The organism is Cupriavidus sp. CP313, assembly GCF_054072015.1.
On record NZ_JBSVZB010000018.1, the window covers coordinates 78,717 to 100,698 of the forward strand.

Annotated in this window: 27 protein-coding genes; 2 read left to right on the forward strand and 25 right to left on the reverse strand. The window is 64.9% G+C overall.

Going from position 1 to position 21,982, the window contains the following annotated elements:
• Positions 1-62: 62 nt before the first annotated feature.
• From ACW4E8_RS23240 to petA, 3 genes are read right to left on the reverse strand one after another with little or no spacing between them, the layout of a single operon-like run.
• Positions 63-806 (reverse strand): cytochrome c1, encoded by a 744-nt coding sequence (locus tag ACW4E8_RS23240; protein WP_035826002.1) that lies wholly within the window; start codon positions 804-806, stop codon positions 63-65.
• Positions 807-842: 36 nt separating this feature from the next.
• Complete coding sequence (locus ACW4E8_RS23245; RefSeq protein ID WP_456806703.1) at positions 843-2,246, reverse strand: cytochrome b; 1,404 nt, start codon at positions 2,244-2,246, stop codon at positions 843-845.
• Positions 2,247-2,248: 2 nt separating this feature from the next.
• A complete protein-coding gene (gene petA / locus ACW4E8_RS23250) occupies positions 2,249-2,866 on the reverse strand; it encodes a ubiquinol-cytochrome c reductase iron-sulfur subunit (RefSeq protein WP_456806704.1) in 618 nt (205 codons plus the stop codon).
• Positions 2,867-3,080: 214 nt separating this feature from the next.
• On the opposite strand from petA, the gene mscL reads away from it, so the two are divergent.
• Positions 3,081-3,506: a large conductance mechanosensitive channel protein MscL gene (gene mscL, locus ACW4E8_RS23255; protein ID WP_456806705.1), complete on the forward strand. Its 426-nt coding sequence runs from the start codon at positions 3,081-3,083 to the stop codon at positions 3,504-3,506.
• 72 nt (positions 3,507-3,578) lie between these two features.
• On the opposite strand, the gene ACW4E8_RS23260 is transcribed toward mscL, so the two are convergent.
• A complete protein-coding gene (locus tag ACW4E8_RS23260; RefSeq protein ID WP_456806706.1) occupies positions 3,579-4,325 on the reverse strand; it encodes a Nif3-like dinuclear metal center hexameric protein in 747 nt (248 codons plus the stop codon).
• 20 nt (positions 4,326-4,345) lie between these two features.
• Between ACW4E8_RS23260 and ACW4E8_RS23265 the strand changes: the two genes are divergently transcribed.
• The gene (locus ACW4E8_RS23265) at positions 4,346-5,539 is read left to right on the forward strand and encodes a Do family serine endopeptidase (protein ID WP_456806707.1); all 1,194 of its coding nucleotides are present in this window, start codon (positions 4,346-4,348) and stop codon (positions 5,537-5,539) included.
• 576 nt (positions 5,540-6,115) lie between these two features.
• Here ACW4E8_RS23265 and ACW4E8_RS23270 read toward each other — a convergent pair.
• The 21 genes from ACW4E8_RS23270 to ACW4E8_RS23370 form a co-directional block, all read right to left on the reverse strand.
• A complete protein-coding gene (locus ACW4E8_RS23270; protein WP_456806708.1) occupies positions 6,116-7,216 on the reverse strand; it encodes a porin in 1,101 nt (366 codons plus the stop codon).
• Positions 7,217-7,458: 242 nt separating this feature from the next.
• Complete coding sequence (tatC, locus tag ACW4E8_RS23275; protein WP_153955126.1) at positions 7,459-8,256, reverse strand: twin-arginine translocase subunit TatC; 798 nt, start codon at positions 8,254-8,256, stop codon at positions 7,459-7,461.
• Between the two features lie 140 nt (positions 8,257-8,396).
• Positions 8,397-8,909: a Sec-independent protein translocase protein TatB gene (tatB, locus tag ACW4E8_RS23280; RefSeq protein ID WP_018313907.1), complete on the reverse strand. Its 513-nt coding sequence runs from the start codon at positions 8,907-8,909 to the stop codon at positions 8,397-8,399.
• 95 nt (positions 8,910-9,004) lie between these two features.
• On the reverse strand, positions 9,005-9,238 hold the full coding sequence (tatA, locus tag ACW4E8_RS23285) for a Sec-independent protein translocase subunit TatA (RefSeq protein ID WP_010812321.1): 234 nt from the start codon (positions 9,236-9,238) through the stop codon (positions 9,005-9,007).
• A 148-nt stretch (positions 9,239-9,386) separates the two neighbouring features.
• The gene (locus ACW4E8_RS23290; RefSeq protein WP_456806709.1) at positions 9,387-9,743 is read right to left on the reverse strand and encodes a histidine triad nucleotide-binding protein; all 357 of its coding nucleotides are present in this window, start codon (positions 9,741-9,743) and stop codon (positions 9,387-9,389) included.
• 63 nt (positions 9,744-9,806) lie between these two features.
• Entirely contained in the window at positions 9,807-10,196 is a 390-nt protein-coding gene (locus ACW4E8_RS23295; RefSeq protein WP_456806710.1) for a DUF4870 family protein, read from the reverse strand.
• A gap of 60 nt (positions 10,197-10,256) precedes the next feature.
• The gene (locus ACW4E8_RS23300; protein ID WP_018313910.1) at positions 10,257-10,628 is read right to left on the reverse strand and encodes a phosphoribosyl-ATP diphosphatase; all 372 of its coding nucleotides are present in this window, start codon (positions 10,626-10,628) and stop codon (positions 10,257-10,259) included.
• Complete coding sequence (gene hisI / locus ACW4E8_RS23305) at positions 10,625-11,029, reverse strand: phosphoribosyl-AMP cyclohydrolase (protein ID WP_010812325.1); 405 nt, start codon at positions 11,027-11,029, stop codon at positions 10,625-10,627. The genes ACW4E8_RS23300 and hisI overlap by 4 nt, the downstream gene beginning before the upstream one ends.
• 2 nt (positions 11,030-11,031) lie before the next feature.
• Positions 11,032-11,802, reverse strand: a complete 771-nt coding sequence (gene hisF / locus ACW4E8_RS23310) for an imidazole glycerol phosphate synthase subunit HisF (protein ID WP_013958201.1) — start codon at positions 11,800-11,802, stop codon at positions 11,032-11,034.
• Between the two features lie 66 nt (positions 11,803-11,868).
• Positions 11,869-12,615 carry a 1-(5-phosphoribosyl)-5-[(5-phosphoribosylamino)methylideneamino]imidazole-4-carboxamide isomerase gene (gene hisA, locus ACW4E8_RS23315; protein ID WP_456806711.1) on the reverse strand — a complete coding sequence of 249 codons (747 nt, stop codon included), beginning with the start codon at positions 12,613-12,615 and terminating at the stop codon, positions 11,869-11,871.
• Positions 12,616-12,753: 138 nt separating this feature from the next.
• Entirely contained in the window at positions 12,754-13,407 is a 654-nt protein-coding gene (gene hisH / locus ACW4E8_RS23320; protein ID WP_456806712.1) for an imidazole glycerol phosphate synthase subunit HisH, read from the reverse strand.
• Positions 13,404-14,027 (reverse strand): YchE family NAAT transporter, encoded by a 624-nt coding sequence (locus tag ACW4E8_RS23325; RefSeq protein WP_010812329.1) that lies wholly within the window; start codon positions 14,025-14,027, stop codon positions 13,404-13,406. The genes hisH and ACW4E8_RS23325 overlap by 4 nt, the downstream gene beginning before the upstream one ends.
• Positions 14,028-14,119: 92 nt before the next feature.
• Entirely contained in the window at positions 14,120-14,707 is a 588-nt protein-coding gene (gene hisB, locus ACW4E8_RS23330; RefSeq protein WP_456806713.1) for an imidazoleglycerol-phosphate dehydratase HisB, read from the reverse strand.
• 4 nt (positions 14,708-14,711) lie between these two features.
• A complete protein-coding gene (gene hisC, locus ACW4E8_RS23335) occupies positions 14,712-15,812 on the reverse strand; it encodes a histidinol-phosphate transaminase (RefSeq protein ID WP_456806714.1) in 1,101 nt (366 codons plus the stop codon).
• A gap of 47 nt (positions 15,813-15,859) precedes the next feature.
• Entirely contained in the window at positions 15,860-17,200 is a 1,341-nt protein-coding gene (hisD, locus tag ACW4E8_RS23340; protein WP_456806715.1) for a histidinol dehydrogenase, read from the reverse strand.
• A gap of 29 nt (positions 17,201-17,229) precedes the next feature.
• Positions 17,230-17,904, reverse strand: a complete 675-nt coding sequence (gene hisG / locus ACW4E8_RS23345) for an ATP phosphoribosyltransferase (RefSeq protein WP_010812333.1) — start codon at positions 17,902-17,904, stop codon at positions 17,230-17,232.
• A gap of 9 nt (positions 17,905-17,913) precedes the next feature.
• Positions 17,914-19,164 carry a UDP-N-acetylglucosamine 1-carboxyvinyltransferase gene (gene murA, locus ACW4E8_RS23350; protein WP_114132220.1) on the reverse strand — a complete coding sequence of 417 codons (1,251 nt, stop codon included), beginning with the start codon at positions 19,162-19,164 and terminating at the stop codon, positions 17,914-17,916.
• A gap of 81 nt (positions 19,165-19,245) precedes the next feature.
• The gene (locus ACW4E8_RS23355) at positions 19,246-19,494 is read right to left on the reverse strand and encodes a BolA family protein (protein WP_018313917.1); all 249 of its coding nucleotides are present in this window, start codon (positions 19,492-19,494) and stop codon (positions 19,246-19,248) included.
• A 40-nt stretch (positions 19,495-19,534) separates the two neighbouring features.
• A complete protein-coding gene (locus tag ACW4E8_RS23360; RefSeq protein WP_456806716.1) occupies positions 19,535-20,356 on the reverse strand; it encodes an ABC transporter permease in 822 nt (273 codons plus the stop codon).
• On the reverse strand, positions 20,353-21,303 hold the full coding sequence (locus ACW4E8_RS23365) for an ABC transporter ATP-binding protein (RefSeq protein ID WP_456806717.1): 951 nt from the start codon (positions 21,301-21,303) through the stop codon (positions 20,353-20,355). The genes ACW4E8_RS23360 and ACW4E8_RS23365 overlap by 4 nt, the downstream gene beginning before the upstream one ends.
• A gap of 251 nt (positions 21,304-21,554) precedes the next feature.
• Entirely contained in the window at positions 21,555-21,851 is a 297-nt protein-coding gene (locus tag ACW4E8_RS23370; RefSeq protein WP_456806718.1) for an STAS domain-containing protein, read from the reverse strand.
• Positions 21,852-21,982 lie beyond the last annotated feature (131 nt).

The window sequence follows — 21,982 nt, forward strand, 5'->3', positions numbered from 1 at the left end:
TTCGCAGCGGCCACCCCTGGCCTTTGTCCTGTCCGGGCCCGGATTCGGGCCCCTGACATGGCTTACTTCACGTCTTTCCAGTACGCGGCGTTGAGGCGCCAGGCAAAGACGGTGAACACGCCCAGGAACAGCAGTACCCAGACGCCCAGGCGCTTGCGGTGGTTCTGCGCGGGCTCGGCCATCCAGTCCAGGAAGCCGACCAGGTCAGCGGAGGCCTGGTCGTACTCGACCTTGCTCAGCTTGCCCGGGCTCAGTTGCTCGAAGCCGGCAAACTTGTGCACCTTCTCGCCGTGCTCTTCCACTTCCGTGAACTTGGCGGCGCGCTGGCCCTGCAGTTCCCACAGCACGTGCGGCATGCCGACGCTCGGGAACACCAGGTTGTTCCAGCCGGTGGCGCGGCTGTCGTCACGGTAGAACGTGCGCAGGTAGGTGTAGAGCCAGTCGTCACCGCGGGCGCGGGCGATCACCGACAGGTCCGGCGGCTGCGCACCGAAGAAGGCCTTGGCTTCCTTCGGCTGCATGGCAATGGTCATGGTCTCGCCGACCTTGTCCGCGCTGAACAGCAGGTTTTCGCGGATCTGGTCGTCGGTCAGACCGATGTCCTTGAGCCGGTTGTAACGCATCATCGATGCGCCGTGGCAGTTCAGGCAGTAGTTGACGAACAGCTTGGCGCCGCGCTGCAGCGACGACAGGTCAGCAGTGTTCACCGGTGCCGGCTCGAGGGGGAAGCCCCCCTCGGATGCCATGGCAGGCGCGCCGGCAAAGCAGGCGCCGGCCAGCGCGAGGATCGAAAGCAGCTTTTTCATCTTGTGTCCTTGTGCTCTTGTCGGGGTTCGCTTCGCTCAGTGCGGGTGGAACGTGACACGCTCCGGGACCGGCTTGAACTCGCCGACACGGCTCCACAGCGGCATGGTCAGGAAGAAGGCGAAATACAGCAGCGTACCAAGCTGCGACACCTTCTCACCGACCGGCGACGGCGGTTGCACGCCAAGATAGCCGAGCACCAGGAACACCACCACGAAGACGATCAGGATGGTCTTGTGGAAGGCGGGACGATAGCGGATGGACTTGACCGGCGAGCAATCCAGCCACGGCAGGAAGAGCAGGATCACCACCGAGCCGCCCATCACCAGCACGCCCCAGAACTTGGCGTCGATGAAGTAGAAGCCCACGGCCAGGACCACCGCGATGGCGACGGCACCGATCTTCACGCGCGCATCCTTGCTGCGCAGGAACACCATGCCGAGCAGCAGCGCGAAGAACACCCACAGGATCGGCAGGAAGTTCGACGTGGTGGCGCGCAGCATCGAGTAGTACGGCGTGAAGTACCAGACCGGCGCGATATGCGGCGGCGTCTTCAGCGGGTCAGCCGGGAAGAAGTTGTTGTGTTCTAGGAAATAGCCGCCCACTTCCGGGAAGAAGAAGATCACGGCCGAGAAGAGAAGCAGGAAGCCGGCCACGCCCAGCGTGTCATGCACCGAGTAGTACGGGTGGAACGGGATGCCGTCCAGCGGGATGCCGTTCTCATCCTTCTTGGCCTTGATCTCGACGCCGTCCGGGTTGTTCGAACCCACTTCGTGCAGCGCGATGATGTGGGCAATGACCAGGCCCAGCAGCACCAGCGGCACGGCGATGACGTGGAACGAGAAGAAGCGGTTCAGCGTGGCGTCGCTCACCACGTAGTCACCGCGGATGAACAGCGACAGGTCCTGGCCGATCACGGGAATCGCCGAGAACAGGTTCACGATCACCTGGGCGCCCCAGTAGGACATCTGGCCCCATGGCAACAGGTAGCCCATGAAGGCTTCCGCCATCAGGCACAGGAAGATCAGGCAGCCGAAGATCCAGACCAGCTCGCGCGGCTTGCGGTACGAACCGTACAGCAGGCCCCGGAACATATGCAGGTAGACCACGACGAAGAAGGCCGAGGCGCCGGTCGAGTGCATGTAGCGCACCAGCCAGCCCCAGGGGACTTCGCGCATGATGTATTCCACGCTGGCGAAGGCCACGGGAATGCCGGCGGCGTTCAGCGTGGCGTCGGGCTTGTAGTTCATCACCAGGAAGATGCCGGTGACGATCTGGATCACCAGCACCAGCAGTGCCAGCGAACCGAAGAAGTACCAGAAGTTGAAGTTCTTCGGCGCGTAGTACTTGGAGAGGTGCTCTTCCCACAGTTGGGTTGCGGGGAAGCGGGCGTCGATCCAGCCCAGCAGGCCGGTCGTCTTGACTTGTTTTTCGGCCGCCATGATCAGGCTTCTCCTTTCTCGTCCTTGCCGATCACGATCTTGCTGTCGGTCAGGAACTGGTAGGGGGGAACATCGAGATTCTGCGGAGCCGGCTTGTTCTTGAAGACGCGCCCGGCGAGGTCGAAGGTCGACCCGTGGCAGGGGCAAAGGAAACCGGGATCGGTGCCGAGCTGCGAATTGGCACCGGGGGCGAAGGGGCCCGAAGGCGAGCAGCCCAGGTGGGAACAGATACCCACCACGACCAGGACGTCCTTGTGTTCTGCGCGCGAACGGGTTTCGTTCTTGCAGTACTCAGGCGTCTGCATGGTGAATGCAATCTCGGAATTGGGATCGGCCACCTCGCCGTCCGTCTTCTTCAGCGACGCCAGTTGTTCGTCCGTGCGCCGCATGATCCAGACCGGCTTGCCGCGCCATTCGACAGTCATCATCTCGCCTGGCTTCAGCGCGCCAATATCCGCCTCGACTGGAGCACCCGCGGCTTTGGCCTTCTCCGATGGTGCAAAAGTACTGACGAAAGGAACCGCTACCGCTACGCCTCCGACGCCGCCAGCGACGGATGTCGCGATCAACCAATTGCGGCGACCTTTATCCACGCTCTTCACGTCTTGCTGGTCACTCATTCCAAACCCCAGGGGAAGTCAATTTAGATTTTGCGTCAACCATAAAGTGTACCTTAGACACCTGCGCACTAGATAGGCAGAAAATGCCACGGCCATGCGCGATTATCGGACATGCAACCCGGAAAGCGGCTTCGGTGCTTGCTTTCCGGTGAGTGATGCGGCAGGCTTCGAGCTTGAAACCGTTCATTGCTAGTGACAAGAAGGAGAACCCCCCATGGGCATGATCTCGGAATTCAGAACCTTCGCCGTACGCGGCAACGTCATCGACCTCGCGGTCGGCGTGATCATCGGCGCGGCATTCGGCAAGATCGTGGATTCAGTGGTCAACGACCTGATCATGCCGTTGGTGGGCCGCGTTATCGGCAAGCTGGACTTCTCCAGCATGTTCATCGTGCTGGCGGATCCCCCACCCGGAACACCCACTACGCTCGATGCCTTGAAGAAGGCCGGCGTGCCCGTGTTTGCCTATGGCAGTTTCCTGACCATCGCTGTCAACTTCCTGATCCTGGCCTTCATCATCTTCCTGATGGTGCGTGCCTTTAATAAGATGCGCGCCGCGGAACCGGAAGCAGCACCCGCCGCACCGCCTGAGGAAGTCGTGCTGCTGCGTGAAATCCGCGACAGCCTGAAGACCCGCTGATTGGTGCGCCGTATGCGCGCCAACCCCGGAAGATAAAACGGCCCCGATGGGGCCGTTTTGTTTTGCGTCAGATCAGACGGGATTAGGAATATCGATAAACGTATGGCGCAGGCCAAAGCGTTCGGCCACATGCTCGCCCAGCGAGCGGATGCCGTAACGCTCGGTGGCGTGATGGCCGGCGGCAAGATAAGCCACGCCACTCTCGCGCGCCAGGTGCGTGGTCTGCTCCGAGACTTCGCCGCTCAGGTAGGCATCGACACCCGCGGCTACCGCGGCATCGAAATAGCTTTGCGCCCCGCCCGTGCACCAGCCGACGGTGCGGATCATCTGGTCCGGCTCGCCGATGGCCAACGGCTCGCGCCCCAGCACGCCACCAACGTGCGCGGCCAGCGCAGAGAGCGGCATCGGCGCGGGCAGCGTGCCGGTCCAGCCGAGCTGGTCGTCGCCGAAGCGGCCGGTCGGCGTAAAGCCGAGCTGCAGGCCGAGCTGGGCGTTGTTACCGAACTCCGGGTGGTTGTCCAGGGGCAGGTGGAAGGCGAACAGGTTGACGTCCGCGCCAAGCAGGCGCTTCAGACGCGCGTGCTTCTGCCCGACCACGCGAGCATCTTCGTTTTTCCAGAAGTAGCCGTGATGGACGAGGATGGCGTCGGCCCCCGCTTCGATCGCGGCATCGACCAATGCCAGGCTTGCAGTCACTCCCGTCACGACGTGTGTGACCTCCGGGCGACCTTGCACTTGCAGCCCGTTGGGACAATAGTCCTTGTAGCGGGAAACTTCCAACAGGTCGTTCAAGTACAATTCAAGCTCTTTTGTTTTCATTTTCTGCTCAAAACTCCAATATGTTGCGGCGCTTTTGGCTGTTCTTTGCCCAGGCTGTCACCGTCGTGCTGGCGGTCTGGTTCGTCGTGGCAACGCTCAAGCCTGATTGGCTGCAGAGGGGGCGCGTCGCGGTCCAGTCCGGTTCGCCCATCGTGGCGCTCAAGGAAGTCGTGCCCAACGTGTCTGGTCCTGCGGCCGAAGGGTCCTACAGCGAAGCCGCCCGGCAGGCCATGCCGGCGGTGGTCAATATCTTTACCAGCAAGAACGGCCACAAGCGCTCGCCCAACCCGCAGGCCGAGGATCCGTGGTTCCGCTTCTTCTTTGGCGACCGCCTGCCTGAGCGGCAGGAGCCGGTCTCCAGCCTGGGGTCCGGCGTCATCGTCAGCGCCGAGGGTTACATTCTAACCAACCACCACGTGGTCGACGGCGCCGATGAAATCGAGATCGCGCTGACCGACGGCCGCAAGGCCAACGCCAAGGTGGTGGGCTCCGACCCGGAAACCGACCTGGCCGTGCTCAAGGTGACGCTCAAGGATCTGCCCGCGATCACGCTGGGCCGCCTTGAGAACGTGAAGGTCGGCGACGTGGTGCTGGCCATCGGCAACCCGTTCGGCGTCGGCCAGACGGTGACGATGGGCATTGTCTCGGCGCTGGGCCGCAGCCACCTGGGCATCAACACCTTCGAGAACTTCATCCAGACCGATGCGGCCATCAACCCGGGCAACTCGGGCGGCGCGCTGGTGGATGCGCAGGGCAACCTGCTGGGCATCAATACGGCGATCTACTCGCGTTCGGGCGGCTCGCTGGGGATCGGCTTTGCGATTCCCGTGTCGACCGCCAAGCAAGTGATGGAATCGATCATCTCCACCGGCAGCGTGACGCGCGGGTGGATCGGGGTCGAGCCGCAGGACATGACGCCCGAGATCGCCGAATCGTTCGGCCTCGATGCCAAGGAGGGCGCACTGATCGCCGCGGTGGTCCAGGGCGGGCCGGCCGACAAGGCGGGCGTGAAGCCCGGCGATGTGCTGACCAAGGTGGATGGCTCGTCGATCACGGACACGACCGCGCTGCTCAACGCGATTGCCCAGCTCAAGCCGGGCGTGGACATCAAGATGACCGTGATCCGCCGCGGCAAGGCAACGGACCTGACGGTGACGATCGGCAAACGGCCTCCGCCGCCGCGCCGCTCGCTGCCGTTTGAAGAGGAAGAGTGAGGCTGGGCACGACACGGCCTTGAAGAAAGAACCCCGCCTTGGATGGCGGGGTTTTTTTGTGCCCGGCGGTCAGGCAGTCCGCCGCGTCACGGTTATGCTGAAGAGGAAGAGTGAGGCTGGGCACGACATGGCCTTGAAGAAAGAACCCCGCCTTGGATGGCGGGGTTTTTTTGTGCCCGGCGGTCAGGCAGTCCGCCGCGTCACGGTTATGCAACGGGAAACAACGGACCTGAGCAGCAGACACCGCGCCTCGATGGCATGGCGGCCCACAGCAATGCCCGTGGCGGTCGTGGGCAGGGCAGCGCCTCGATTCGTGCCCAACGTGCTGGCGGGCCGCAATCGGCGCCGCCAACGCCTCCCCGATCGTCGGCAGGGCGAAGCATAAGCCCCTGCGCGCCGCGAGCCACCCGCCCCCACCCTGCTGCCAATACACAACATGACAGGTGAAGCACGGCAACAAGCGCAGCCCCGCCTGTGCCGGCACCTCGCCGCCATATAAGACAAAAGGCCGGCATCCTTACGGATGCCGGCCTTTTGGTTCAAGCCAATCCTAAGCGAGCTTACGCCCGCGTCAGATTAGAACTTGTGGCGCAGACCAACCACAGCACCGAACTGATCCTTGTTCGGCTGAACGTTGATGGCGCTGGCGGTGTTGAAGCCGTTCACGCCCAGGGCCGAGCCCTTGTCGTTCAGGGTGTACGACAGCGACGTGTACACGTCGGTACGCTTCGACAGCGCGTAGTCGGCCGTGATCACGAACTGCCACGGATCTGCATCCGTCTTGCGGAAGTCTTGGTAGTACGCAGCGCCCGACAGCGAGAACGCCGGGGTCAGTTGGTAACCCAGACCCAGCCAGTACAGGTTCGATGCGGTAGCCGTGGTCAGGATACCGTTGTCAACCGTCGTGCCGCCAGGCAGCGCGGCGCCGTCGAAGGCCTTGGCCCAGCGATAGCCGGCATAGACCTTGGCCGGACCGAAGGCGTAGTTGGCGCCAACGGAAGCGCGGCGAGTGCGCTGGCCGCTTTGGTCAACGCCACCAGCCGACACGGAGCCGTGGATTTCGTCATAAGCAGCACCAACTGCGAACGGGCCAGCTGCGTAGCTCACCAGGGCGCCGTACTGTTGGCCGCGGCGGAATGCGCCGGCTTGCTCTTGGCCGTTGTTGTTGAAGCTGTAGAAGGCCGAAGCGGTCAGGCCACCGAACGTGCCGATGTACTTGACGGTGTTGTCGGCGCGCGCAGCGAACTGAGCGTCTTGCGACAGGATGCCGTAGCGCGACGAAATGGCCATCGGGTCATAAATCAGGCCAAAGTCGTAGAACGACGTTTGTTGACGGCCCAGCAGCAGCGAGCCGTACTGGCTTTGCAGACCGACGTAGGCTTGACGACCGAACAGACGACCACCTTGGGCCGACGTGCCGTTGTCGAGGTCGAAACCGCTTTCCAGAACGAACACGCCCTTCAGGCCGCCGCCCAGGTCTTCCACGCCACGCAGGCCCCAACGCGAACCGGATTGGTTGCCCGACGACATGCGGAACAGGTTGTCGCCATTGGCGCCAGCGTTGCTGTTGTACTCGAGGCCGACATCAGCCACGCCGTACAGGGTTACGCTCGATTGGGCATACGCGCCACCAGCGGCCAGAGCGGCGACGGCAGCAGCAAACAGTTTCATCTTCATATCGACACTTTCCTTGTCAACTGATTGGGAAATCTTGGTTGCCCAAGTACTTGGGCGACGCATTTACATTCACGTCTGCTGCGTATTATGTGCCAGCCCCCCCGGCCGTCAGAAGGCTTTTTCGGCGTAAACCATGCTTACTGGCGGTTTTTGTTGTCGGGGAGCAACAGGAATGGGTGGAAAAATCCCCGCTTTGGTGCAAAAACGGGGGTGGCAGGCCGACAAGACCTACCTCAGCCGAATTAGTCCGGCTGCGTTTCCCCTGAAGCGGTCGCTTCAGGTGCCGGACGGCCGACAAAGCGCGCCAGCAGTAGTCCCAGTTCATAAAGCGCCACCAGCGGGACGGCCAGCAGCAACTGCGACAGCACATCGGGCGGGGTCACGATGGCCGCGATGATGAAGGCCCCCACGATCACGTAGGGGCGGATCTGCTTGAGCTTTTCCAGCTCCACCACGCCAAAGCGCACCAGCACGATCACCACCACCGGCACCTCGAAGGTGATGCCGAAGGCCAGGAAGGTGGTCATGGCAAAGCTGAGGTATTTGTCGATGTCGGTCGACATCTCCGCCCCCAGCGGGGCGTTGTAGTGCGCCATGAAATGGAACACCGTGGGGAACACCAGGAAATACGCGAACGCCACGCCGCACAGGAACAGGAAATAGCTGCTCGATACCAGCGGCAGGATCAGGCGCTTCTCATGCTGGTACAGGCCGGGCGCGACAAACTGCCAGATCTGATACAGCACCCACGGCAGCGCGATCAGGAAGGCCACCAGCAAGGTGACTTTCATTGGCACGAAGAAGGAGCCGGTGACATCGGTCACGATCATCTTGCCGCCCTTGGGCAGCGACTCCATCAGCGGCGCGGCAAACAGGTTGAAGATGAGCGGCGCCCAGTAGACCAGGCTGACGAAGACCAGGATGATGCCGGCCACCGCCTTGACCAGGCGTTGGCGCAGCTCGACCAAGTGAGAAATAAAGGTTTCCTGCTGCGACTCGTCTTGCGGGTCTTGGGGATCTGGGGACCGGGTGTCGCTCATGGCGTGAACCGCTCAGCCGCGGGGGCTGGCAAGGTGGATCGATGGGGCCGCAACGCGGCGGCGCGCGAGTGCAACCAAGACTGCGGCCACGACGGCAGCGGCCGGAACGACGGCCGGCAAGGTGTCGCCGCGGCGCATGCTCACTCGAAGAAGGATCGGGATGGCCGGGTGACCGGCCGGTGGCGCTTGACGCGCGCCGCGCCTGACTGCACCCAGACGCGGACATTGTGCTGGCGCTTGAACCAGAGCGGGCGGGCGCCCTGCTTGACGCGCCAGCTCTTGCGCCCGTTGTGCGCCTTGTGGGCCGCATCCCAGCTTGGCACGAAGCCACCACCGGCGTCGGCGCTGCCGCCGCCGCTGGTTCCCTCGGCACCGCCCAGGGCTTCGTTCAGCGCCTGGGTCTGCTCGCTGACTTCCTTGTGGATGGTGCGCTCGACATCGCGCGCGGCGTCCTCGAATTCCGTGCGCATCTTGCGCAGTTCTTCCAGTTCAACCTCGCGGCTGACTTCGGCCTTGACGTCGTTGATGTAGCGCTGCGCCCGGCCGACCAGGGCGCCCACCGTGCGCGCAACCTTGGGCAGCCGTTCGGGACCGATCACGATCAGTGCCACGGCGCCGATCAGCGCCAGCTTGGAAATGCCGAGATCAATCATGCGGACACATCATGCGGACAACATGCGGAAAAGCGCAGGCGCGGGACGACACGCAGGCAGCGAGGTTTGCGTAGAAGGGATGGCACACCGCCGGATTACTGCTGGCGGGTCTTTTCCTTGGCTTCGACGTCGATGGTGGTGGAGTCGCGCAGTTCCTTGGACTGGGCAGGATCGGCGGCCGCCTTGCCTTCGCCATCCTTCATGCCATCCTTGAAGCCCTTGACCGCGCCGCCCAGGTCCTGGCCGATATTGCGCAGTTTCTTGGTGCCGAACACGAGCATGACGATCACCAGCACGATCAGCCAGTGCCAAATGCTAAACGAACCCATTTCTTGCTCCTGATGAAGCCGCGGGCGCAATCAGATATGCCCGGACCCGTTGTTCCGTCCCGTTATGGCCGCGCCGGGCGACGGTTGCCGGCGCAGCTTCTGCCCGGGGCGTTGCCGCCGCGGGCGCTCCCATGCCAAGGCTGCCCGGTCAGGGCAGCGGTGCCTTCCACGCGTGGCGCGGCCCACCCAGCACATGCAGGTGCAGGTGGTAGACCTCCTGCCCACCGTCCGGGCCGGTATTGATCACCGTCCGGAACCCGTTGGTGCAGCCTGCCGCGCGCGCCAGTTCAGGCACCTTCAGCATCATTCTAGCAAGCACCGCCCCTTCGCCGGCGCCGCAATCGGCCAGCGAGTCGACATGCGACCTGGGAATGACCAGCAAGTGTACCGGGGCCTTGGGATGGATATCGTGGAAGGCCACCATGTCGTCGTCTTCATAGACCTTGTGCGACGGTAGCTGGCCGGCCACGATCCTGCAGAAGATGCAATTATCCTGAGCGTTCATGAAGATTTTATTGCGGCGGCCGCGGCACCCGCTGTTACCTTCGCGCGCCCGGCCTGCCCGGCATCAGAACTGCTGATCCGGGTACATCGGCTTGCTGTCATTCAGGTACAGCCAGCCCTTGACGATACGATACAGCATCCACAGCGACAGCACGCCCCAGACGGCAAAGGCCAGCGGCATCAGCACGACTGTCGCAAACAGCACCCCGCCCAGCACACCCCAAACCACCGACCACCAGAACGAGCGGATCTGCCAGGCGAAGTGCGAGGCATACAGCGAGCCACGCGCGTCGTCGCGCTTGACGTAGTCGATCACGATGGCGATCAGCGCGGTGATGCCGCCGGTAAGCCAGAAGATCGCATACAGGGCATACAGGATGTGCAGCAGCTTGCGCAGGCTGCTCAGCTGTTCGCCGCTGGGGGTGGTGACTTGCCCGGTGTAGTCGTTCGCCATAATCGCCCTTTTATTAAGAGCCTGCCTTGGGCAGGCGGAAGACCAGCCGGCGCGGGCCGCCTAGTCCTTGCGCCGGGCCTTTTCTTCGAGGCCGGACAGCCCTTCGCGCCGCGCCAGTTCGTTGACCACATCCGCCGGCGTCAGGCCGAAGTTGGCCAGCAATACCATGCTGTGGAACCAGAGGTCGGCCACTTCATAGACCACCTTGCCGGCCTCGGCGCCAGTCTGCCCGGCGGCGCGTGCGTCCTTGGCGGCCATCACGGTTTCGGTGGCTTCCTCGCCGATCTTCTTCAGGATGGCGTCGTCGCCCTTGCTGAACAGGCGCGCCACGTAGGACTTGTCGGGGTCGCCGCCGTTGGCGGGCTTGCGCGATTCCAGCACTTCGGCCAGGCGCGCCAGGACATCGTTGCTGCTGAGTTGGGTGTCGCTCATGGCTTGGTGTAGATCTGGGCAGGGTCCTTCAGCACCGGCTCGACCGTCTGCCAGTCGCCGGCTTCCACATCGCCCTCGAACTTCTGGAAGAAGCAGGAATGGCGCCCGGTATGGCAGGCGATGTTGTCGATCTGGGTCACCTTGAGCAGCACCACGTCTTCGTCGCAGTCCAGGCGGATCTCGTGCACTTTCTGCACATGGCCGGACTCTTCGCCCTTGTGCCACAGGCGCTTGCGCGAGCGCGACCAGAATACGGCCTCGCCCAGCTCCACGGTGCGCTGCAGCGCGTCGCGGTTCATGAACGCGAACATCAGCACGTCGTTCGAGCCGACTTCCTGCACGATCACCGGCACCAGGCCGTTATCGTCCCATTTGACCTTGTTGAGCCACTTCTTTGCCATGATCAGATCCGCACGGGAATGCCCTCGCGGGCCATGAATGCCTTGGCTTCGCCCACGGTGTGTTGCCCGTAGTGGAAGATGCTGGCGGCCAGCACCGCGTCGGCGCGGCCCTGGGTGATGCCGTCGGCCAGGTCCTGCAGGCCGCCGACGCCGCCCGAGGCGATCACCGGCACCGGCACCGCGTCGCTGACGGCGCGGGTCAGTTCCAGGTCGAAACCACTCTTGGTGCCGTCGCGGTCCATGCTGGTCAGCAGGATTTCGCCGGCACCGCGCGCGGCCATCTCGCGGGCCCATTCGACGGCATCCAGCCCGGTCGCCTTGCGCCCGCCGTGGGTGAAGACCTCCCAGCGCGGCGCTTCGCCCGGGGCGGAGCTGCGCTTGGCGTCGATCGCCACCACGATGCACTGCGAGCCGTACTTTGCGGTCGCGTCCGACACCAGCTGCGGATTGGCGATGGCCGACGAGTTCACGCTGATCTTGTCCGCACCGGCATTGAGCAGGCGCCGCACGTCTTCGACCGTGCGCACGCCGCCGCCCACCGTCAGCGGGATAAAGACCTGCGAAGCCACATCCTCAATGATGTGCAGCATCAGGTCGCGCCCGTCGCTGGTCGCGGTGATGTCCAGGAATGTGATTTCATCGGCGCCCTGCTCATCGTAGCGGCGCGCGATTTCCACGGGATCGCCCGCGTCGCGCAGCTCGACAAAGTTGACGCCCTTGACCACCCGCCCGTTGGTCACGTCCAGGCAGGGGATGATACGTTTGGCTAGCATGAGATTCCTTGTCCGCCGCCAGCTCCAGTCTGGCGGCGGCGGCGGCTGCGCCCGCGGCGCGTTGCCTTATTGCCCGTCGCGCAGCTTGTCCGCCAGTGCCTGCGCGGCGGCAAAGTTGAGATCCCCGGAGTAGATCGCGCGGCCGCAAATGACGCCTTCGACACCTTCGCGCTCGACCGCGCAGAGGTTGTCGATATCGGCCAGGTTGGACAACCCGCCGCTGGCGATCACCGGGATCGACATCGACTGCGCCAGCTTGACGGTGGCGTCGATATTGATCCCCTGCAGCATGCCGTCGCGGCCGATATCGGTGTAGATGATGGCCTCGACGCCGTAGTCTTCATACTTGCGTGCCAGGTCCGCCACCTCGTGGCCGGTCAGCTTGCTCCAGCCGTCGGTCGCCACCTTGCCGTCCCTGGCATCCAGGCCGACGATGATATGGCCGCCGAAGGCCGAGCAGGCGTCCTTCAGGAAACCGGGGTTTTTCACCGCGGCCGTGCCAATGATGACGTACGACAGCCCGTCATCCAGCCAGCGTTCGATGGTGTTCAGGTCGCGGATGCCGCCCCCCAGCTGCACCGGGATCTCGTCGCCGACCTCGGCGATGATGGCCTTGATGGCCTCCTCGTTGCGGGGCTTGCCCACGAACGCGCCATTCAGGTCCACCAGGTGCAGGCGGCGGGCGCCCTGCTCCACCCAGTGGCGTGCCATGGCGGCGGGATCTTCGGAAAAGACGGTGGCCTGGTCCATGTCGCCTTGTTTGAGGCGTACACACTGACCGTCCTTCAGGTCGATGGCCGGAATGAGCAACATATGCGTGACGAGCGTGGTTGAGTGATAGGGATTGAGCGAGACCGGCGCTGCCGGTCAGGTCGGGTCGATAGTCGATCGGAAACAGGTCGGGTGACGGGTCGAGTTAGCGGTCGATGATCGGTAAAAAAACGAATCGGGTCAGGGATTCCAGTGGACGAAGTTCCGGTACAGCTGCAGGCCCAGGGCCGCACTCTTCTCGGGGTGGAACTGCGTCGCGAAAATATTATCGCGCGCTACCGCGCTGGTAAATACGACTCCGTATTCCGTTTCTCCGGCAACATGGGCCGGGTCCTGCGCCTGCACATAGTAACTGTGGACGAAATAGAACCAGCTGTCGTCCGGGATACCGTCCCACAGCGGGTGCGGCCTGGCCTGGCGCACCCGGTTCCAACCCATCTGCGGCACCTTGTAGCGCGAGCCGTCGGGCTGCGTCATGCCGTCCAGCGCAAAGCGCACCACCTGGCCGGGCATCAGGCCCAGCGCCGGCGTACGGTCCGCGCCGGCCCGGCTTTCAGTGCTGAACTCGAACAGCATCTGCTCGCCCACGCACACGCCCAGCATCGGCTTGCAGGAGGCGGCCTGCACCACCGCCTCCTGCAGCCCGGACGCGCCCAGCGCCGACATGCAGTCGGGCATCGCGCCCTGGCCGGGCAGCACCACGCGGTCGGCCGAGCGGATGCCTTCGGGGGCATCCACCACGCGGACGTCCGCTTCCGGCGCCGCGGCACGCAGCGCCTGCGCCACCGAGCGCAGGTTGCCCATGCCGTAATCCACAATTGCTATGGTAGTCATGATTTCAAAACAGGCAACAATGTCTTCAGCCCGTCCACAATGAATTCCACGGCCAGCGCCGACAGGATCAGCCCCATCAGGCGCGTGCCGATATTGATGCCGGTGCGGCCGATCACCCGGGCGATCGGGTCTGCCGCGCGAAACACCAGGTACACCACCGCACCGATCACCACGCCCAGGCCGACCAGGATCAGCAACTGGTACCAGTGCTGCGTCTTGCCCGCATAGACGATCACCGTGCTGATCGAGCCCGGCCCGGTCAGCAGCGGCAGCGCCAGCGGCACCACCGCGATGCTGGACTTTACCTCGGCCTCATCCTCTTCTTCCGGCGTGGCCTTGGTGCGGCTGGTCTGCGCGTTCAGCATGTTCATGGCCATCATTATCATGATGAGCCCGCCACCCACCTGCAGCGACGCCACCGAGATATTGAAGAACTCGATGATCTGCTGCCCCAGCAAGGCCGACACCGCCACCACGATCGCCACTGAAACCGATGCGATCTTGATGGTACGCAGCTTTTCCGCTTCCGTCTGCAGGCTGGTCAGGCTGATGAAGAACGGGATCGCCCCGATCGGGTTGATCAGCGCCAGCAGCGAAATAAACGACTTGAGCGTATCCATCGGTTGCGGGTCGCCAGCATCGCTGGCCAGGTTCAGGCTTGGAAGGTCAGCGGGCGCCGCAACCAGCCGGCACGCCTACCGTGGTGGAAAGGTCAGAGCGTACCCTTGGTCGACGGAATCGTGTTCGCCGCGCGCGGGTCCAGCTCTACCGCCATGCGCAGTGCCCGGCCAAAGGCCTTGAACACGGTTTCGCACTGATGGTGGGCATTGATGCCGCGCAGGTTGTCGATATGCAGGGTCACGCCCGCATGGTTGACGAAGCCGCGGAAGAACTCAATGGTCAGGTCGACGTCGAAGCTGCCCACGCGCGCACGCGTGAACGGCACGTGGAATTCCAGGCCGGGGCGGCCGGAGAAGTCGATCACCACGCGCGACAGGCATTCGTCCAGCGGCACATAGCTGTGGCCGTAGCGGGTGATGCCTTTCTTGTCGCCGATGGCCCTGGCAACCGCCTGGCCGAACGTGATGCCCACGTCTTCCACCGTGTGGTGGTCGTCGATATGCGTGTCGCCGGTGGCTTCGACCTCCAGGTCGAACATGCCATGCCGGGCGATCTGGTCCAGCATGTGGTCAAGGAACGGCACGCCGGACGCCAGTTTCTGGCGGCCGCTGCCGTCGAGATTCAGGGAAACGCGGATTTGCGTTTCCGAAGTATTGCGGGTGACCTCTGCAACACGCATGGTGTTAATCCTGCAGCGACGCTGCGAATGCCTCAAGGAACTGCGCGTTTTCTTCGGGGGTGCTGACCGTGACGCGCAGACAATTGGCCAGCAACGGGTGCATTTTACTCACGTTCTTGATCAATACCTTCCGGGCCAGCAGCCGGTCGAACGTCTGTGCGGCATCCGGCACGCGCACCAGCAGGAAGTTGGCGGCGCTGGGGAACACCGTGACCCCGGCCTGCGCGGCCATGCCGTCGGCCACGCGGGTGCGTTCGGCGCGCAGTTGCGCGGCCTGCTCGTCCAGCACCGACACATGATCCAGTGCAAACAGCGCGGCGGCCTCGGTCAGCACGTTGACGTTGTAGGGCGGGCGCACCTTGTCCAGCTGCGACAGCCATTCCGGCGCGCCGGCCAGGTAGCCCAGGCGGATGCCGGCCAGGCCCAGCTTGGACACGGTGCGCATCACCAGCAGGTTGCCGAACTCCGCCAGGCGCGGCATCCAGCTTTGCTGGGCGAACGGCTGGTAGGCCTCGTCCACCACCACCAGGCTGTTGCAGACCTCGCCCTGGGCGGCGCGGATGATGGCCTCCATGTCGGCGGCATCGAACAGGTTGCCGGTGGGGTTGTTCGGGTAGGCCAGGTAGATGATCGCGGGCTGCTGCTCGGCCATCGCGGCCAGCATGACGGCACGGTCCAGCGTGAAGTCGGCACGCAGCGGCACGCCCACGAACTGCAGGCCGGCAAACTGCGCCGACATCGCGTACATGACAAAGCCCGGCACTGGCGCCATCACCTTCGCACCGGGCCTGGCCGCGGCCAGCGCCAGCATGCTGATGATCTCGTCCGAGCCGTTGCCCAGCAGCACGTCCATGCCGGCGGGCACCTGCATCACGGCCTTCAGCTTGGCGCGCAGCGCCTCGCTGCTGGGCACGGGGTAGCGGTTCAGCGCGACTTCGCCCAGCCGCGCGGCCAGTTCCTGGCGCAGCGCGGGCGGCAGCCGGTACGGGTTCTCCATGGCGTCGAGCTTGACCAGACCGTGCGAATCCGGCACGTGGTAGGCGCCCATGGCGCGCACGTCGTCACGGATGATGCGTTCGATCAGGGAGGGCTCTACGGCTGACATGGAAACTCCAAAGTTGGCTGCTTTATCAGGCAGCGTGGTTCAGTAGATCAACTGCGTTTGGTGAAACGATATTCCGCGCTGCGGGCGTGGGCCTGCAGGCCTTCGCCATAGGCCAGCTCGGCGGCGATCTGGCCGAGCATCTGCGCCCCGCCCTCGCTCACTTCGATCAGGCTCGAACGCTTCTGGAAGTCATAGACGCCCAGCGGCGAAGAGAAGCGCGCGGTGCGCGAGGTCGGCAGCACGTGGTTCGGGCCCGCGCAGTAATCGCCCAGCGACTCGCTGGTATAGGGGCCCAGGAAGATGGCGCCGGCGTGGCGGATCTTCTCGCTCCACTGGCGCGGGTTCCCGGCCGAGATCTCCAGGTGCTCGGGCGCGATCGCGTTGGCGATCTCGCAGGCCTCTTCCATGTCGCGCACCTTGATCAGCGCGCCACGGCCGGAGATCGACGCGGCAATCACCTCGCGCCGCGGCATGGTGCCGAGCTGGCGCTGGATGCTGGCTTCGACGCGGGCGATATAGCCAGCGTCCGGGCACAGCAGGATCGACTGCGCCAACTCGTCGTGCTCGGCCTGCGAGAACAGGTCCATCGCCACCCAGTCGGGGTCGGTGGTGCCGTCGCAGATCACCAGGATCTCGGACGGGCCGGCAATCATGTCGATGCCGACGGTGCCGAACACGCGCCGCTTGGCCGCGGCCACATAGGCATTGCCCGGGCCGACGATCTTGTCGACCTGCGGCAGCGTCGCCGTGCCGTAGGCCAGCGCGCCAATCGCCTGGGCGCCGCCGATGGTGAACACGCGGTCCACGCCGGCGATCTGCGCGGCGGCCAGCACCAGCTCATTGCGCACGCCACCCGGCGTGGGCACGACCATGATGATTTCCTTCACGCCCGCCACGCGCGCCGGGATCGCGTTCATCAGCACCGACGACGGATAGGCGGCCTTGCCGCCCGGCACGTAGATGCCGACGCGGTCCAGCGGCGTCACCTTCTGGCCCAGCATGGTGCCGTCGGCCTCGGTGTATTCCCAGCTGTGGCTGCCGCATTCGATCTTCTGCTTCTCGTGGTAGGCGCGCACGCGCGCGGCGGCGGCCTCCAGCGCGGCGCGGCGCTTGGGTTCGAGGTCTTCGAGCGCGGCTTCCAGCTGCTGCTGCGACACCTCCAGCGCGCCCATCGACGACGCTTCCACGCGGTCGAAGCGCTTGGTGTATTCCAGCACCGCGGCATCCCCGCGCGCCTTCACGTCGGCCAGGATCTGCGCCGCGGCGCGATCGATGGCCTCGTCCTCGCCAGCCTCGAAGGCCAGCACCTGGCCCAGCGCCTCGGCAAAGCCCGGCTCTCTGGAATCAAGCCGGCGGATCGGCAGGTTTTCCATTTCGGTTGCGTTCATGACTTCTGTTCCTCTCAGGCGACCCGGCCTCAGGCCAGCGCCGCTGAAGCGCGTTCGAATGCGTCGAGAATCGGCGCCAGCCGCTCGCGCTTGAGTTTGAGCGCGGCCTGGTTCACCACCAGCCGCGACGAGATCTGCACGATCTCTTCGACTTCGACCAGGTTGTTGGCGCGCAGCGTGCTGCCAGTGCTGACCAGGTCGACGATGGCGTCGGAAAGGCCTACCAGCGGGCCCAGCTCCATCGAACCGTACAGCTTGATCAGGTCGACGTGAACGCCCTTTTTCGCAAAATGCTCGCGCGCGGTCTGCACGTACTTGGTGGCTACGGCCAGGCGCGCGCCCTGGCGCACCGCGTTGGCGTAGTCAAACCCGGCCGGCACCGCCACCGACATGCGGCAGCGCGCGATGTTCAGGTCGATCGGCGCGTACAGGCCGGCCATGCCGCTTTCCATCAGCACGTCCTTGCCGGCCACGCCGAAGTCGGCGGCGCCGTACTGGACGTAAGTCGGCACGTCCGAGGCGCGCACGATCACCACGCGCACGGCCGGGTCGGAGGTCGGCAGGATCAGCTTGCGCGAGGTCTCGGGGTCCTCGGTGACGCGGATGCCGGCGGCTTCCAGCAGCGGCAGTGTCTCGGTGAAGATGCGGCCCTTGGACAGCGCCAGCGTCAGCTGGTTGGGCGATGCGTTGAAAGTGGGGCTCATCGGACTTCCTCAGGCAATGCGGCGGATCTTCGCGCCCACTGCCGACAGCTTGTCTTCCATGCGGTCGTAGCCGCGGTCCAGGTGGTAGATGCGCTCGATCACGGTCTCGCCATCGGCCACCAGGCCGGCGATCACCAGGCTGGCCGAGGCGCGCAGGTCGGTCGCCATCACGTTGGCGCCCGACAGGCGCGGCACGCCGTTGACCACCGCGGTATTGCCTTCGACCGCGATGTCCGCGCCCAGGCGGTTCAGTTCCTGCACGTGCATGAAGCGGTTTTCGAAGATGGTCTCGGTCACGCGCGCGGTGCCTTCGGCCACGGCATTGAGCGCCATGAACTGTGCCTGCATGTCGGTCGGGAAGGCCGGGTACTCCGAGGTGCGGAAGCTCACGGCCTTGGCGCGTTGCGGCATGGCCAGGCGAATCCAGTCGGCGCCGGTCTCGAGTTTTGCGCCGGCTTCGCGCAGCTTGTCGAGCACGGTGTCGAGGATGTCCGGCTGCACGCCGCGCAGCACCAGGTCGCCCAGCGTCGCGGCGGCGGCGCACAGGAAGGTGCCGGCCTCGATGCGGTCAGCGATCACGCTGTGGCTGGCGCCATGCAGGCGCTCCACGCCCTGCACTACCAGGCGGTCGGTGCCGATGCCTTCGATCTTCGCGCCCATCTTGACCAGCAGGTGGGCCAGGTCGGTCACCTCGGGCTCGCGCGCGGCGTTTTCCAGCACGGTTTCGCCTTCGGCCAGCGTGGCGGCCATCAGCAGGTTCTCGGTGCCGGTCACGGTGATCATGTCGGTGACCACGCGCGCGCCCTTCAGGCGCTTGGCGCGGGCATGGATAAAGCCGTGTTCGATGCTGATCTCGGCGCCCATCGCCTGCAGGCCCTTGATGTGCTGGTCGACCGGGCGCGCGCCGATGCCGCAGCCGCCGGGCAGCGACACGCGGGCCTCGCCGAAGCGGGCCACCAGCGGGCCCAGCACCAGGATCGAGGCGCGCATGGTCTTGACCAGCTCATACGGGGCCTCTAGCACGTTGACGTCGGCGCCGTTCAGGGTCACGCGGGCGCCGTCCAGCTCGGCCTGCATGCCCATCTGGCGCAGCAGCTTGAGGGTGGTGCGCACGTCCTGCAGGTTCGGCACGTTGTCCAGCGAGACGGTATCCGCCGTCAGCAGGCCCGCGCACAGGATCGGAAGGGCGGCGTTCTTGGCGCCCGACACGCGGATTTCGCCCTTCAGCGGGCCATTGCCGTGGATCTGGAATTTGTCCATGTTCTGTCATCTGGAGCCGGGCACGCGCCCGGCGTCATGGTTCTGGGGCCGCGCGGGTAGCGCGGCGCATATTGGCGGGGCTTACTTGCCGTCGCCCGCCTGCCATTCGGCAGGCGTCAGCGTCTTCATCGACAGCGCGTGGATCTCGGCACGCATGCGGTCGCCCAGCGCGGCATAGACGCGCTGGTGGCGCTGGATCAGCCGCTTGCCTTCAAATTCGGCGCTGACGATGGTGGCAAAGAAGTGCTGGCCATCGCCCTCGACTTGCAGATGTTCGCAGGGCAGTCCTTGGGCAATGTAATCCCTGACTTGTTCCGGTGTAGGCAGCATGGGGTTCTCTTCAGCGTGATTCAGTATGGCCGGCCACAGTTCAGTGGCGCAGCTTGTATCCGGACTTCAGCAAGCGCAGCGCCAGCGCGGCCAGCACCACGAACGCCGATCCGACCACTGCCAGGCTGAACAGCGGCGACACGTCCGAGACGCCGAAGAAGCCATAGCGGAAGCCGTCGATCATGTAGAAGAACGGATTGGCATGGGACACCGCCTGCCAGAAGGCGGGCAGCGAATGGATCGAATAGAACACACCGGACAGGAAGGTCGCCGGCATGATCAGGAAGTTCTGGAACGCGGCCAGCTGGTCGAACTTCTCGGCCCAGATGCCGGCGATCAGGCCCAGCGTGCCGAGGATGCCCGCACCCAGCAGCGCAAAGACGAGGATCCAGCCCACATTGGCAAAATGCAGGTTGGCAAACCACGCCGTCACCAGCAGCACGCCCAGGCCCACGGTCAGCCCGCGGATCACCGAGGCCACCACATAGGCGCCGAACATCTCCCAGTGCGACAAGGGCGGCAGCAGCACGAACACCAGGTTGCCGGTGATCTTGGACTGGATCAGCGATGACGAGCTGTTGGCAAACGCGTTCTGCAGCACGCTCATCATCACCAGGCCGGGCACCAGGAAGGCGGTGTAACTGATCTGGTCATAGACCTTGACCCGGTCTTCCAGCACATGGCCAAAGATCAGCAGGTACAGCACCGCGGTCAGCACCGGCGCGGCCACGGTCTGGAAGCTCACCTTCCAGAAACGCAGCACTTCCTTGTACAGCAGGGTGCGGAAACCCACCAGGCCGCCCACGGCCATCGGCCCAAGGCCGGTGTCTTCCAGGACCTCGATATCGCCAGGCTGCTTCATGCCACGGCCTCCATCGCCGGATCGGGCAGCGCACCGGGCATATGCCCCTCGCGGCGCATGATCTGCACAAATACGTCCTCGAGGTCGGCCTTGTTGATTTCCATGTCTTCGATGTCACAGCCCGCTTCGCGGCAGGCGGCCAGGATCGGTTCAACCGCCTGGTAGCCCGACAACCGCAGGCGCACCGCGCGCTCGCCGGGGTTGTCCGGCATGCGCAGCGGCTCCAGCGCCGGCGGCAGGACGCCGCGCGCAAAGGTCAGCACCAGCTGCAGGCCGGCAAACTGCGTCAGCAGGTTGCTGGTGCGGTCCAGCGTCACCACTTCGCCGAACTTGAGCATGGCGATGCGGTCGCACAGGGCCTCGGCCTCTTCCAGGTAGTGCGTGGTCAGGATGATGGTGTGCCCTTCCCGGTTCAGGCGCGAGATGAACTTCCACAGCGTCTGGCGCAGTTCCACATCCACACCGGCGGTGGGCTCGTCCAGCACGATCACCGGCGGGCGGTGCACCAGCGCCTGCGCCACCAGCACGCGCCGCTTCATGCCGCCCGAGAGCTGGCGCATATTGGCGTCGGCTTTCCCGGTCAGGTCCAGGTTGGCCATGATCTCGTCGATCCAGTCGTCGTTGCGGGTCAGGCCAAAGTAGCCCGACTGCAGCCGCAGCGTCTCGCGCACCGTGAAGAACGGATCGAACACCAGCTCCTGCGGCACCACGCCCAGCATACGCCGGGCCATCCGGTAGTCGGCGACGACATCGTGGCCAAGCACACTGACGCGGCCGGAATCGGCGCGGTTCAGGCCGGCGAGGATCGAGATCAGCGTGGTCTTGCCGGCGCCGTTCGGCCCGAGCAGGCCGAAGAATTCGCCGCGTTCGACGGTGAAGCTGACGCCCTTGAGCGCCTGCAGGTTGCGGTAGCGCTTGCGAACGTCGTGGATTTCAATGGCTTTCATGGCCGATTGTTTGTGGCGGGTCCGGCTTTTTCGGGGCCGGCCGCCGGGAATTGGGGAACAACTGCGTGCCCGGACTTCCTGGCCCGGCGTGACATGAACCGGTAGCAGGCGGGGGGATGGGCGAACAACCCGGAATTATAGGGGATGCGGGGAGGGTCCCGCTTGATCTGCCCCCAGGGGCTCGGCGACCGCGCAGGGCCGTCGCCGCGGCATCGCGGGCGGCCGCCGTGCTGGCGACCGGCGATGCCGGATCAATGTCGGTGGTGGTGCCCTTGCGGTGCGGCCGCGGGGGCCAGGCCCAGCAGGCCGTCCACGCCGTACAGGCTGGCCAGTTGCGACAGCTGCGGCGGTACGCCGCGCAGCGACAGCGCCAGCTTGCGCGCGGCGGCGGCGCGGTTCCATGCCAGCAGCACGGCGACCGCGGAGGAATCCACCTGCGCCAGGCCGGTGCAGTCGACCTGCACCTCGCCCTGCGCCACGCGTGCCAGCCCGTCACGCAGCACGGCGGCGGCGTTCTGGTTGGTCAGCGAGGTACCTAGCGAGAGCATGGGATGCGTGGCCTGGGGGTCGGTAGCTTGAATACGATGGCAAAAACGACGACTCCCGCACGTCGGGCGGGAGTCTGTGCCGCGAACGGCCATTGTAGAGCAGATCGGCGCGCCGTGCTGCATTGCAGCGG